15 protein-coding genes are annotated in these 13,166 nt (G+C 56.4%); 7 read left to right on the forward strand and 8 right to left on the reverse strand.

Going from position 1 to position 13,166, the window contains the following annotated elements; translation table 11 throughout:
• Positions 1 to 41 precede the first annotated feature (41 nt).
• Positions 42 to 884 (forward strand): LOG family protein, encoded by an 843-nt coding sequence (locus tag BUA39_RS07235; RefSeq protein ID WP_072792311.1) that lies wholly within the window; start codon positions 42 to 44, stop codon positions 882 to 884.
• Positions 885 to 893: 9 nt separating this feature from the next.
• On the opposite strand, the gene BUA39_RS07240 is transcribed toward BUA39_RS07235, so the two are convergent.
• Both BUA39_RS07240 and rlmN read right to left on the reverse strand, forming a co-directional pair.
• Complete coding sequence (locus BUA39_RS07240; RefSeq protein WP_072792312.1) at positions 894 to 1,265, reverse strand: hypothetical protein; 372 nt, start codon at positions 1,263 to 1,265, stop codon at positions 894 to 896.
• A 222-nt stretch (positions 1,266 to 1,487) separates the two neighbouring features.
• Positions 1,488 to 2,678: a dual-specificity RNA methyltransferase RlmN gene (gene rlmN, locus BUA39_RS07245; RefSeq protein ID WP_072792313.1), complete on the reverse strand. Its 1,191-nt coding sequence runs from the start codon at positions 2,676 to 2,678 to the stop codon at positions 1,488 to 1,490.
• Between the two features lie 133 nt (positions 2,679 to 2,811).
• On the opposite strand from rlmN, the gene BUA39_RS07250 reads away from it, so the two are divergent.
• Positions 2,812 to 3,120, forward strand: a complete 309-nt coding sequence (locus BUA39_RS07250) for an antibiotic biosynthesis monooxygenase family protein (protein WP_072792314.1) — start codon at positions 2,812 to 2,814, stop codon at positions 3,118 to 3,120.
• Between the two features lie 34 nt (positions 3,121 to 3,154).
• The gene (locus BUA39_RS07255) at positions 3,155 to 3,520 is read left to right on the forward strand and encodes a VOC family protein (RefSeq protein ID WP_072792316.1); all 366 of its coding nucleotides are present in this window, start codon (positions 3,155 to 3,157) and stop codon (positions 3,518 to 3,520) included.
• Between the two features lie 56 nt (positions 3,521 to 3,576).
• On the opposite strand, the gene BUA39_RS07260 is transcribed toward BUA39_RS07255, so the two are convergent.
• Complete coding sequence (locus BUA39_RS07260; protein ID WP_072792317.1) at positions 3,577 to 4,113, reverse strand: invasion associated locus B family protein; 537 nt, start codon at positions 4,111 to 4,113, stop codon at positions 3,577 to 3,579.
• Positions 4,114 to 4,278: 165 nt separating this feature from the next.
• On the opposite strand from BUA39_RS07260, the gene BUA39_RS07265 reads away from it, so the two are divergent.
• Complete coding sequence (locus BUA39_RS07265; protein WP_072792319.1) at positions 4,279 to 5,274, forward strand: asparaginase; 996 nt, start codon at positions 4,279 to 4,281, stop codon at positions 5,272 to 5,274.
• 46 nt (positions 5,275 to 5,320) lie between these two features.
• On the opposite strand, the gene BUA39_RS07270 is transcribed toward BUA39_RS07265, so the two are convergent.
• From BUA39_RS07270 to BUA39_RS07280, 3 genes are all read right to left on the reverse strand, one after another.
• Positions 5,321 to 5,635, reverse strand: coding sequence for a YciI family protein (locus BUA39_RS07270; protein WP_072792321.1), 315 nt, complete (start codon positions 5,633 to 5,635; stop codon positions 5,321 to 5,323).
• Positions 5,636 to 5,739: 104 nt separating this feature from the next.
• Positions 5,740 to 6,171, reverse strand: a complete 432-nt coding sequence (locus BUA39_RS07275; RefSeq protein ID WP_072792323.1) for an SRPBCC family protein — start codon at positions 6,169 to 6,171, stop codon at positions 5,740 to 5,742.
• Positions 6,159 to 6,491, reverse strand: a complete 333-nt coding sequence (locus BUA39_RS07280; RefSeq protein ID WP_072792731.1) for an ArsR/SmtB family transcription factor — start codon at positions 6,489 to 6,491, stop codon at positions 6,159 to 6,161. The genes BUA39_RS07275 and BUA39_RS07280 overlap by 13 nt, the downstream gene beginning before the upstream one ends.
• Before the next feature lie 238 nt (positions 6,492 to 6,729).
• Here BUA39_RS07280 and BUA39_RS07285 point away from each other — a divergent pair, with 238 nt between their 5' ends.
• Genes BUA39_RS07285 through BUA39_RS07295 form a run of 3 tightly spaced genes read left to right on the forward strand, consistent with a single transcriptional unit; the run spans position 6,730 to position 11,137 of the window.
• Complete coding sequence (locus tag BUA39_RS07285) at positions 6,730 to 7,938, forward strand: acyl-CoA dehydrogenase (protein WP_072792324.1); 1,209 nt, start codon at positions 6,730 to 6,732, stop codon at positions 7,936 to 7,938.
• Between the two features lie 8 nt (positions 7,939 to 7,946).
• Positions 7,947 to 10,130: a dehydrogenase E1 component subunit alpha/beta gene (locus BUA39_RS07290; protein WP_072792327.1), complete on the forward strand. Its 2,184-nt coding sequence runs from the start codon at positions 7,947 to 7,949 to the stop codon at positions 10,128 to 10,130.
• Positions 10,127 to 11,137 carry an acyl carrier protein gene (locus tag BUA39_RS07295; RefSeq protein ID WP_072792329.1) on the forward strand — a complete coding sequence of 337 codons (1,011 nt, stop codon included), beginning with the start codon at positions 10,127 to 10,129 and terminating at the stop codon, positions 11,135 to 11,137. Before BUA39_RS07290 ends, BUA39_RS07295 begins: the two co-directional genes overlap by 4 nt.
• On the opposite strand, the gene pncB is transcribed toward BUA39_RS07295, so the two are convergent.
• The gene (pncB, locus tag BUA39_RS07300; protein ID WP_072792331.1) at positions 11,134 to 12,426 is read right to left on the reverse strand and encodes a nicotinate phosphoribosyltransferase; all 1,293 of its coding nucleotides are present in this window, start codon (positions 12,424 to 12,426) and stop codon (positions 11,134 to 11,136) included. The two genes, BUA39_RS07295 and pncB, sit on opposite strands and share 4 nt — an antisense overlap.
• Before the next feature lie 61 nt (positions 12,427 to 12,487).
• Complete coding sequence (gene pncA / locus BUA39_RS07305) at positions 12,488 to 13,084, reverse strand: bifunctional nicotinamidase/pyrazinamidase (RefSeq protein ID WP_084604795.1); 597 nt, start codon at positions 13,082 to 13,084, stop codon at positions 12,488 to 12,490.
• Between the last annotated feature and the right edge of the window lie 82 nt (positions 13,085 to 13,166).

Raw genomic sequence — 13,166 nt, forward strand, 5'->3', positions numbered from 1 at the left:
CGGTCAATTGCGTTGGAAAGTAATTGGTAAGGACGCGCGATATGAAAGACGACCACAAGACCCCGTTTCGGGATGCCCACACAGATCGGGATACGGCTCAAGATGTGCCTGATACCCCCCAAACACGAGCCCCCGCTTACCGACTGGCTTTTGCCGATGATGATTTCTTGTGTCGCGAAGAATTGCGCCCCGTGCGCTTGCAGTTGGAACTGCTAAAGCCACAAATGAATTTAGATGAATATGGCGTTCAAAGCACCATCGTGATGTTTGGCGGCGCGCGTATTCCAGAGCCTGCACAGAAGGACAAAGCACGAACCAAAACACTGGCTGATCTTTCTTCGTTTTATGACGAAGCTCGAGAGTTTGCGCGGCTGATGACTGAACGCTCCAAAGCCTGCTCCGGTCGAGAGAACGTGATTGTGACAGGTGGCGGCCCCGGTGTGATGGAAGCGGGCAACCGCGGTGCGGTTGACGCGGGCGGTGTCTCAATCGGATTGAACATCGTGCTGCCGCATGAACAGGCGCCAAACGAATACGTCACCCCTGATCTCTGCTTTAATTTCCACTATTTTGCGATCCGCAAAATGCACTTTTTGATGCGCGCCCACGCGATATGTGTGTTCCCGGGGGGATTTGGCACTTTGGACGAGATGTTTGAAGCGCTGACTCTTATTCAAACAGGCCGCATGGACCGCGTGCCGTTCCTGCTCTTTGGTCAGGCGTTCTGGGAAAAGATCATCAATTGGGAAGCGCTGAGTGACGCGGGGACGATTTCTGCCGAAGATCTCGACCTCTTCCGATTTGTGGAAACCGCAGAACAGGCCATTGACGTGATCGACAATTGGGGCGACGTAAGCTGTCGCGACAGCATTCCGGGGCGCTGAAACGCATCCCTAGTGGCGCGCCCATCTTGGGAAATGCGCGCCAAGGCTGGAACCTGGGCCAAACTTTTGGCGCAGCGACGCAATAGACAATTGGCCGGTGCCCGGCCAATTGCGAAACTCGCCAGTGCTGAGCGACACGACACCAACCCCTTTGTCGCCGCGACGGATCATAAAACCCGCCCGAAGCATCCGGGCCTTGAGATCAATCCAGTCGACTGATCTGGCAATAACCCCCGTAAGATCGTGATGCCCGGCATGTGGTTGGGTTTCCGCGACGGCCTGCGACCTAAGACGCGAAACGTCGCGCGCTCGGTCCTGACCCGATGTGCTCGTCAGGTCCGCAACCTGTCGAGGTTCTTGCCTTAGATCTACACCTTCCATGGCTGTGATCCCCCCATAGGATTTGCCTGTACATGTGCCTCATTGAAATTGCGCAACTCTTTACCTTCGGTCCGCATCACAGCGCGGCCGCGAACGGCTGTCACAGATATAGTGGCCAATCTGCCCGCCATTACCAGAAATGGTAGAACCATTCGCCAGCGTAGGTCAAACGCAAATGCCGAAACACATACTGAAGTCTATAGAATTCAACTTAAAAGTGCGTTAATCCCCAAGGCCCGCCTCGGCTTCAATCTGTTTGCGGGATTTCCGAGCCCGCTCCGTTGCAGATTTCAACTGTCCACAGGCGGCCATAATATCATCGCCACGCGTTTTGCGGATCGGGCTGGCATAGCCCGCTTGGTAAATGATATTCGCGAAAGCTCGAATTCGGTTGTTCGAGGACCGTTTGTAGGGCGCGCCCGGCCACTCATTGAATGGGATCAGATTGATCTTGGCTGGGATCTTATGGCGCTTGATGTGGTCGATCAGACGGTGCGCGTCCTCATCAGTGTCGTTCACGCCATCCAGCATCACGTACTCAAACGTGATCCGTTCGGAATTCGACAGGTTGGGATAGGCCGCTAGCGCGCTAAGCAATTCTTCGATGTTCCAACGCTTATTGATTGGCACCAGCACATCGCGCACATCATCCGTTGTCGCGTGGAAGGAAATCGCCAGCAAACAGCCGATTTCTTCTGCGGTGCGCGCGATTTCTGGCACCACGCCAGAGGTCGACAGGGTGATGCGGCGACGGCTAAGCGAAATGCCCTCGCCATCCATCGCGATTTTCATCGCATCGCGCACGTTGTCGAAATTATAAAGCGGCTCGCCCATGCCCATCAGCACGATATTGGACAGCAAGCGCGTCTCATCTTTCGGCGCACCGGGCACTGGCCATTCTTCAAGGTCATCGCGCGCCATCATAATTTGCCCAACGATCTCACCCGCCGTCAGGTTGCGCACCAGTTTCTGTGTGCCGGTGTGGCAGAAGGAACAGGTCAAAGTGCAGCCCACCTGAGACGACACACAGAGCGTGCCACGATCTTCTTCGGGGATATAGACAACCTCAACCTCATGGCCGCCTGCGATCTTCACCAGGTATTTACGTGTGCCATCCGTGGATACCTGCTTGGAAACAACCTCTGGGATTTCGACCGTGAACTTCTCATCCAATTGCGCGCGATAGGCTTTGGACAGGTTTGTCATCTCGTGAAAATCACGCACGCCCCATTGGTAGATCCACTGCCAGATCTGCCCCACACGCATTTTCGCCTGCTTCTCGGGCGTGCCCGCGTCGATCAATACCTCGCGCAGCTTGTCGCGGGTCAGCCCGACAAGGTTCAGCTTGCCATCGGTCGGCAGCTTGCGCGGAATGGTATGTACGTCCTGCGTGATCGGTGCGCTGGCGGTCATGGTGTGAGTCTCCGGGAGTTCAGGCGCGTCTGATACACGATACAGCGCATTTTGCAAACCACACAGGCCGCTGCCGCTTTTTGTCAGCGCCTTGCGTCATAAGCAGCAGGCAAAGACAATACAGGAGACAACAATGTCTGTCATCGAAACCGTCCGCTACCGCCTGAAAGACGGCGCAACGCAAAAGGACGCCCTCGCCGCTTGGGAGGAAAGCCAAAGCTTCGCGCGCGCGCAAAACGGCTTTTTGGGTCGCAAACTCGCCGTGACCGCCGAGGGCGATTTTCTGGATCACGTCGAATGGGCGAGCATCGAAGATGCAAAATCAGCCGCCGCGAATTTCGATCCCAGCAAATTCCCTGAACTGCTTGGCCTTATGAAAGTGCTGGATGAAAGCAGCATGACTATGACCCATTACGAAGTTTTGGGCGAAGCGACCGCTTGAACCACATTGCATTACCAAAAATGGAAATTACCGAATGAAATCCTCCTATATCGTGCTTGGCACCAACGACATGACAGCAGGCGTCGCCTTTTATGACGCTCTTTTTGCGGACACCGCATTGACCCAAGTACATTCCGATCATCGCATGACCTATTGGCAATGCCCCGACCTCGCTTTTGCCCTGGCGCTGCCGTTTGACGGTGCACCCGCCACCAATGGCAACGGGACCATGGTCGGTCTGGACGTCGGGGCAAACAGCGACGTCGACAGGCTTTATGCCAAGGCTTTGGAGATTGGCGGCACAAGCGAGGGCGCGCCCGCCCAACGTGGCCCTTATTATTCCTGCTATGTGAGAGACCTCGACAAAAACAAACTCTGTCTTTTCTCGATGGCGGTGTGAAATCAAAAAAACCCCGGAGGTCACTCCGGGGTTTCGAATTTCGTCACGCGCGAAGCTTAGCTACAGCGCTGGCCCGCATCGTCGTGTGCGGCGGTGAAACCCAGAAGCGAAAACGTATCTTCGGTCCGCGTGCCTCGGCCGGATTCCCCGACCAGCACCGCTTGTTTGCCGCGCTTCATTGCGGCCACGATCTTTGCGTCATCTTCGACGCTTTGCGGCCATGCCCATTCACCTTCGGTGAAGAGGTCAAAGGTTTCGTCATCGACCTTCATGCTGACGGTTGAGCCAGATTTGAACGGATAGCCTCCGGTAAAACCAACTTGGCCCTTCACCCCGGCTTCGGGGCGGAAAAAGACCATCAGCAAGGTTTGCGTGCGACGCACAGCAACAACAGCACCGTTACGCGTATTCACGCTTTCTTTGAACGTAGAGACGGCCCAGCATTCTTTAGGGTCCGATTCCACAAACACGCTCCAGTCTGTTTGTGCGGCGACCTGATTGCTGCTTTCCTGCGCCATGGCAGATGAGCCAGCAAAGCTCAGCGCGCCCATCAGTGTCCCCAGAACGGTCGCGCGAAATGTCTTCGATCCCATATTTACAGCCTCCAAGCTGTCCAAGCCCTCAAATCCGAAATTGACCGCGCCGCTGCCCGGCTTTCATTTTGCGGCATTCCCTTCTCGATGCGCATACAATAGTCTGAATTCGGCGCGTGGCGAAAGCCCCGTTGGCACGAAATCGCCCATAAAATGTAGGTCACAATGACTGCCCCGGAAAACTTGGTCGAAATTTGGCGTGGGTCGCTTCTGGAAAGCATACACACGGGTCATGTCGTGGTCTGCGGACCCGATGGCGAAATCGTTCATAACTGGGGTAATGCAGACGCGCTGGTCTATCCGCGAAGCTCTGCCAAGATGATCCAAGCGCTGCCGCTTGTCGAAAGTGGTCTGGCCGAACGCAAGCGACTAACGGACGCGCATTTGGCTTTGGCCTGCGCGTCGCACAATGGTGCGCGAATACACACGGACCCAGTGCAGCGCTGGCTTTCGGACCTCGGTCTGGATGACGCGGCCTTGCGCTGTGGGGCGCATGCGCCGCTGGACACAAAAGAACGCCATCACCTGATCCGCGAGGGCAAAGCCCCCTGCCAGTGCCACAACAGTTGTTCCGGCAAACACGCGGGGTTTCTGACCTTGGCGCAATCCCTAGGCACGGATTTGGAATATGCAGACCCAGAACACGCCGTTCAGAAAGCGGTGTTTCAGGCCATTGATGAGGTTACGCAGTTCGCCAGCCCGTGCTTTGGCATCGATGGCTGTGCCGCACCCAATCCGGCGACCACCGTACATGCGATGGCCCGCGCCATGGCGTTTTTCGCAAGCGCAGATAGCAATGGGGATGCGCGCAGCCGGGCAGCGGTGCGGTTGCGCAACGCGATGATGCAGTTTCCAGAACTGGTCGCTGGTGAAGGTCGCCCCTGCACCCGACTGATGCGCGCTTGCCAAGGCAAAGCCGCGATCAAGTTCGGTGCCGAAGGGTATTTCATCGCCATTTTGCCTGAACAACAGTTGGGCGTGGCGCTGAAGATCAGTGATGGCAGCACACGCGCCGCAAATTGCGCGATTGCAGCGATCCTAGTGAAACTAGGCGTCCTGAACCCAAATCATCTGGAAGCGCAGGCCTATATCAATGAACCGATCAAAAACTGGCGGGGCATGCAGACCGGGTGGATGCGTACAGCCGCAACGCTGCAATAAAAAAAGGCGGCAGAAATGCCGCCCCTTTTCTTCTCAGCATCGCCAATCACATTTCAATGCATTCAGCGACTTCGACTGTGCCATTGTTGTTACCAATAATCGGGCAACCTTTGGCTAGTTCAAGGGCGGCATCCATATTGTCTGCTGTCACCATGGTGAAGCCTGACAACGGGTTTGACCCGCCGTTGTCCTCGACCCCGTTTGCTGTAACGGTTTTAGACATGCCAACCGGCGCGCCGCCATCGGCAAGCGCCGGGCCCATCGACTCATACCAAGCCATCCACTTGGCCATAACGGCTTGACCTTCTTCTGGTGTCTCTGGCTTGCCGCCACCGTGATATGCAAAAATAAACTTAGGCATCTTCTCTCTCCTACTGATTAAAATGACGGGCACACAGCCCTATTGGTTCGGGCAAACGGGGTGACCAGCCTGCCAGAAATCTTTGTTTGTTTGTTGCGCTCGATTTAGCCGTTCAAAATCTGGGACATTGTGTTCAATGCATAGGTCCAGCCGTTATTGTGGTTGTTTGCCGCTTCCTCATCACTGAACTCTCGGTGATCAATGATCAGCTTCGCACCAGCGGCCGATTCCGAAACGGTGAACATCACATGACTTTCAGGGCCGCGTTTGTCGTCGGGATCATGCCAGCCCCAGGTAAAGCCAACTGTCTTGGGGCGATCGACATGGGTGACATGGCCTGACAGTTTCAACTTGTTGCCGTCCTTGGTCAGCATTTCAACAAACCAAGGCCCCTTGCGCGAGAAATCCATCTCTTCCGCCGGGAAGGTCATGCCCTCGTAGCCAAACCATTCCAACACGCTCGCGCGTTTTGTGACGAAATCAAACAGCCGCTCTGGTGTTACCTTGAATTCGCGCTCAAGTTTTATGTCTGCCACGTGTCCTCCTCTGCCGCCAAGGCAGCTTCAATGCGATCAAGGCCGGCTTCCCAGAATGCGCGGTGATCAATTGTCCAATCCGAAATGGTTTTCAAAGCCTCTGGGCGTACTGAATAGAACCGCTTGGTTCCTTCGGCCCGTTGCCCCACCAGCCCCGCTTCGCGCAAAACCTTCAGGTGACGCGAAATCGCCGGGCCGCTGATCGCAGCATCTGTGACCAGATCACCTGCTGGCAACTCTCCGACTTTCATCAACCGCTCGACAATGTCGAAACGGGTTTCATCAGATAGCGCAGCAAAGACAGCTCTTAATTCATTCATGCCCAATATTTAACACATTCGTTAAATAAAGAAAGCGATTCTTTCTCACGTCCCTGTGATCTGTCCAGACACCCAACTGCGGAACGGCGGTAAAGCGCGGAGAAAGAGCGTCGGGAGGACTGCACAATCATTCCCTTACGGCATAAATTTATTCTGATTTCTCGCTATTTATGCATATGTTTGTTCAGTATCATTAAGATTACATGCCTAATTGTAATGATTATCGGAATCCGCACCTATGACCTCCGCAGAAAAATCAGCCGCAGACTTGGCGTCCTTTCAGTGGGACGACCCGTTCTTGCTGGACGCCCAACTCACCGAAGATGAACGCATGTTGCGTGACGCGGCGCACAGTTATGCGCAGGACCGTTTGCTGCCCCGGGTCACCGAAGCCTTCGAGTCGGAAACGACAGACACAAACATCTTCCGCGAAATGGGAGAGATGGGCCTGCTCGGTGCGACCATCCCTGAAGAATATGGTGGCCTCGGCACCAATTACGTCTCCTACGGCCTGATCGCCAGAGAGGTAGAACGCGTGGATTCCGGCTATCGGTCGATGATGTCGGTGCAAAGTTCCTTGGTCATGTATCCGATCCATGCCTACGGCACTGAAGCACAGCGGCAGAAATATCTGCCGAAGCTGGCAAGCGGGGACTGGATTGGCTGTTTCGGACTCACCGAACCCGATGCCGGATCAGACCCCGGCGGGATGAAAACAACCGCCAAGAAGACGGCTGATGGTTATGTGTTGAACGGCAGCAAGATGTGGATCACCAATGCGCCGATTGCGGATGTCTTTGTGGTTTGGGCAAAGTCCGAAGCGCATGGCGGCAAAATCAAAGGCTTTGTGCTTGAAAAAGGCATGGCAGGTTTGACAGCCCCGAAAATTCAAAACAAAGCCAGCCTGCGTGCGTCGATCACCGGTGAGATTGTGATGAAAGACGTCGCCGTCGGCGAAGACGCCTTGCTGCCCAATGCAGAGGGTCTGAAAGGACCGTTCGGCTGCCTGAACCGCGCGCGTTATGGCATTGCATGGGGCGTGATGGGCGCTGCCGAAAGCTGCTGGCACGCGGCGCGGCAATATGGACTGGACCGCAAACAGTTCAATAAACCCTTGGCGCAGACCCAGCTTTTCCAATTGAAACTCGCAAACATGCAGACCGAAATCGCTTTGGGCTTGCAAGCCTCACTTCGGGTCGGTCGCTTGATGGACGATAGGCAAGCCGCGCCTGAAATGATCTCTTTGATCAAACGCAACAACTGCGGCAAGGCGCTAGAGATTGCGCGGCATGCACGGGACATGCATGGCGGCAATGGCATTTCGCTAGAGTTCCACGTGATCCGCCACATGCTGAACCTTGAGACCGTCAATACCTACGAGGGCACCCACGACGTGCACGCCTTGATTTTAGGGCGCGCTCAGACCGGCCTGCAAGCCTTCGCGTAGGCATCGCAATGGATCGCGCCGATGTCGTCGATAAAGCCTTCCGAGAGCGACTTGCCCAGGGCAACCTGCCCCAAGGCACGCCGCCCGGTGGACCGTTAAACAACACCGAAGCGCTTGCGATTTTCCGCGCGCAGTGCCGCAGCCGCAACCTTGATCGGCGGTCGCGCAAGATGCAGGCCGAGGGGCAAGGGTTCTACACCATCGGCTCGTCTGGGCACGAAGGCATGGCCGCCATCGCGGCAGCGCTGCGGCCCACTGATATGGCGTTCTTGCACTATCGCGACGGGGCGTTCCAAACCCGCCGCTCTATGCAGGTGCCGGGCGTCAGCGCGGTTTGGGATATGCTTTTGTCCTTCGCCAGTTCATCAGAAGACCCAATTTCCGGTGGGCGACACAAAGTGCTTGGCTCAAAGGCGTTGTGCATTCCACCACAGACATCGACAATCGCCAGCCACCTGCCGAAGGCGGTCGGTGCGGCTTATTCTATCGGTCTAGCAAAGCGGCATCGGCCCGAATATCAGACGTTGCAGGATGACGGCATTATTCTGTGTTCCTTCGGGGATGCCTCAGCCAACCACTCAACCGCGCAGGGGGCGATCAACACTGCCTGCTGGACATCCTACCAATCTGTACCCCTGCCATTGCTGTTTGTTTGCGAGGATAACGGCATCGGCATTTCAACCCGCACACCACGCGGCTGGATCGGCGTGAGTTTCTCGCAAAAGCCGGGCCTGAAGTATTTCCAAGCCAATGGTCTGGACATGTTTGACACTTACCGCGTCGCCAGCGAAGCCGCCGCCTATGCCCGGCAACAGAAAAAGCCCGCGTTTCTGCATATCAACACCGTTCGGCTTTACGGCCATGCAGGGTCTGATGTGCAGCAAAGCTATTTGCCGACTTCTGTGTTCGAAGGCTGGGAAGCGGATGATCCTCTATTGCATTCAGCCCGTCTACTGCTGGAAAGCGGCGCAGCAGAAACAAAGCAACTACTGGCAATCTACACCGAAACCGAAGCGCAATGCGCTCGGGTTGCGAAAGATGTCATCAAACGCCCGAGGCTCAAATCCGCGTCAGATGTGATGCAGAGCATCATCCCCCCACGCCGCGACTGCGCCCCAACCAACGGCCCATCTGCCGAAGGGCGCCACAAAGCGTTCGGGTCAGACTCAAAGCAATTCGACACGCCGCAGCACATGTCGCGCCTCATCAACTGGGCTCTGACCGACTTGATGCTCGAACACCGTGACATCGTGATGATGGGCGAAGACATTGGCCGCAAAGGGGGCGTCTATGGCGTGACCCAGAAGCTGATGGATCGCTTTGGGTCTGATCGCATGATCGACACGCTGCTAGACGAGCAATCCATCCTTGGCCTCGCCATTGGGCTTGCGCATAATGGCTTTCTGCCCATGCCGGAAATCCAATTCCTCGCCTATCTGCACAACGCCGAAGATCAATTGCGTGGCGAGGCGGCGACGCTGCCCTTCTTTTCCAAGGGCCAATTCACCAACCCCATGGTGCTGCGCATTGCCGGGCTGGGGTATCAGAAGGGCTTTGGCGGGCATTTTCACAATGACAACTCTCTGGGCGTGTTGCGCGACATTCCCGGCGTCATCGTCGCCTGCCCGTCCCGTGGAGATGATGCCGCTAAGATGTTGCGCGAATGTGTGCGGCTGGCGCGCGAAGAGCAACGCGTTGTGGTCTTTGTTGAACCGATTGCGCTTTATGGTGCGCGGGATTTGCACGCACCCGGCGACAATGGCTGGACGGCGCGTTACCCAGCCCCGTCAGAACGCATTGCCTTTGGTGAGGTCGGCGTCGAAGGCAACGGCCCGCTGGCCATCGTGACCTATGGCAATGGGCGCTACCTCAGTACGCAGGCACAGGCGTCCTTGCAGAACGATGGTATCAACGCGCGCGTCATCGACCTGCGCTGGATTGCACCCCTTCCTAAGGAAAGCCTGCTGCGCGCCTTGGAGGGTGCCGAAAAGGTGCTGATCGTGGATGAATGCCGCCAATCTGGCAATGTCTCCGAAGCCTTGATGGCGCTTCTGCAGGAAGAGACCAAACTGCCCCATTGTCGTATCGCAGCCGAAGACAGTTTTATCGCAACCGGTCCGGCCTATGCGGCGACCATGCCCTCTGCCGATAGTATTACTGCGGCGGCACGCCAACTTTGGGAGATGACATGAAGAAAACCGCTGTTGTCATCGCCCCCGGTCGAGGCACCTACAACAAAAGCGAACTCGTGTATCTGTCCAAGCGCCATGCGGACAAGGCGGCGCTGTTCAGCACCTTCGACGATTTTCGCTCGAACCTTGGCCAGACCCCAATTTCGGACCTCGACGCGATGGCGCGTTTTCAGGCTGAGGTGCACACGCGTGGCGATCATGCCAGCCCTTTGATCTACAGCTGCGCCTATGCGGATTTTCTGTCCATTGACCGGGACGCATACGACATCGTCGCAGTGACCGGCAATTCCATGGGCTGGTATATTGCATTGGCCTGTGCCGGTGCCCTGACTGACATGGGCGGCTTTGAGGTCGTCAACACCATGGGCCGCCTGATGCAAGAGCAGATGATCGGCGGGCAAGTGATATACCCCTATACTGACCCCAATTGGGTCGAGGTCCCGGGTGAAAAGCAGCGTTTGTTGAACTTGTCTGCTGAAATTTCCCGGCGGCCCGAGCATTTTCTGGCGCTCTCCATTGATCTCGGCGGGCTGCTGGTCCTCGCTGGCAATGAGGCCGGAATGGCGGCCTTCGAAGGCGCGGTCGAGCCGGTTCAGGATCGCTTTCCCATGCGGCTGCGCAATCATGCGGGGTTCCATACCAATCTACAGGAACCCGTTGCCAAAATGGGGCTCGATGCGCTGCCGCAGACTCTGTTTCGGCAACCGCAGTTACCTCTGATCGATGGGCGCGGTGCCGTCTGGTATCCCGGCGCAAGCGATCTGGCCGCGCTGCGCGACTACACATTGGGGCATCAGGTGGTGCGGCCCTATGACTTTGCAACCAGCATTCGAATGGCCGCGCATGAGTTCGCCCCGGACGCCTTTATCGTCCTCGGCCCCGGCACAACGCTTTCGGGGTCCGTGGCGCAAAGCCTGATCCGCTGCGGCTGGCAAGGGTGGTGCGATAAAAGCAGCTTTCAGATGGCGCAGGCAGAAAGCGCCACGTTAATCACGATGGGGGCTTAAACGAGCACGTCGTGTCGAGTTTGCGCGCCAACATCAAACACACGTTTGTAGCGGTCGATTTGATCGATGGGCCCCATGGCTTTGTTCGGATTGTCCGATAGTTTGACGGTAGGTCGTCCATTTGCCGACACCGCCTTGCAAACCAGCGAAAACGGCGCGAGACGATCACCGGGAACCAACCCACGGAAATCGTTTGTCAGCAAAGTACCCCAACCAAAACTGGTCAGCACGCGGCCCTCGAATTGCGCCTGTAACTCTGTTATTTTGTCGACATCAAGCCCATCAGAGAAGATCACAAGTTTCTTCCTCGGGTCCTCACCGCGTGATTTCCACCATGCGATGGCGGTTTCTGCGCCCTTGGCGGGGTCCCCTGAGTCAATCCGAATACCTGTCCAGCTTTCCAGCCACTCTGGCGCGCGTTCAAGGAACCCTTCGGTGCCATATGTATCCGGCAATATGATCCGCAGATTACCGTCGTGTTCCTCGTGCCAATCGGCCAGAACCTGATAAGGCGCTTGCGCGAGATCTTCGTCCGTTTCGGCAAGCGCGGCATAAACCATCGGCAACTCGTGCGCATTGGTCCCAATGGCCTCTAGATCGCGGTTCTTTGCAATCAGGCAGTTGGACGTGCCGACAAACTTCGACCCAAGCCCTTCGCACATGGCCTGAACGGCCCAATCTTGCCACAGGAAAGAATGCCGTCGGCGCGTCCCGAAATCTGCAATCCGCAAAGTATCAACGCCACGCAGCGCTTCGACCTTTTCCCAAAGCTTGGTCATCGCGCGAGCATATAGTACCTGCAGCTCAAACTTCTCCATCTGATCCAGCACAGCGCGGCTGCGCAGTTCCATCAGCACTGACAGCGCAGGGATCTCCCACAGCATCACCTCGGGCCAGGTGCCTTCGAACGTCAGTTCATATTGGTCACCCACCCGTTCCAAGTGGTAGTCCGGCAAGCGCATGTTTTCGAACCATTCCATAAAGTCGGATCGAAACATTTGGCGTTTGCCATAAAACGTATTGCCGCGCAGCCAAGTGCTTTCGCCACGCGTTAACGAGAGCGACCGCACATGGTCCAATTGCTCGCGCAACTCGCCTTCGTCGATCAGGTCGGCCAAGGGGACAGTGGTCGTGCGATTGATCAGGGAAAACGCAACCTTCGTGTCAGGACGATTGCGAAAGACACTTTGGCACATCAATAGCTTGTAGAAATCCGTGTCGATCAAAGATCGCACAATCGGGTCAATCTTCCACTTGTGATTCCAAACGCGCGTGGCGATATCGACCATTCTGCCCTCCGGTCCCTAGCCCCGACGATCTTGGCGAAAGCCAAAGCCAAGAGCAAGCCGCTTAGCGCAGCGTCACTCCGGCCTCTCCCATGCCGTTGATGGCGGCCGCCAAAGAGCCTTCAAGATCAATCGCGCGGCAAAGCGACTGGTCCACTGTGACCGAGAACCCCAATCGCGCGGCGTCAACAGCGGAAAAGTTGACGCAGAAATCTGTGGCCAGGCCGACCATTGTCAGGTCGGTGATACCCCGCGTGCGCAGGTAGCCCTCTAGCCCGGTGGGCGTGGTTTGGTCGTTTTCAAAAAACGCCGAATAGCTGTCGATGGCAGGGTTGTAGCCTTTGCGAATAATCATATCCGCACGGTCGACATTCAGCCCCGCGTGAAACGCCGCGCCCTCTGATCCTTGAACGCAATGATCCGGCCATAGAACTTGCGGCCCAAAGGGCATGTCGATCAGATCATAGGGCGCCCGACCCGCATGCGAACTCGCAAAAGAGGAATGCCCTGCCGGATGCCAATCCTGTGTCAGGATCACGGCATCGAACTCTGCCATCAGCGCATTTATGCCCGGCACAATTGCATCCCCTCCCGGCACCGCAAGCGCCCCACCGGGGCAAAAATCATTCTGCACGTCGATCACGATCAGGGCTTTGGGCATCTGCGGTTCCTTCTGTTGCTTTATGGGTAGAAACTGCAGGCCAACGCGTCAATGGGCGGTCTTGATACGAGACTAAAATGGG

It is taken from the genome of Cognatishimia maritima (assembly GCF_900129685.1).
Classification (GTDB): Bacteria; Pseudomonadota; Alphaproteobacteria; order Rhodobacterales; family Rhodobacteraceae; genus Cognatishimia; species Cognatishimia maritima.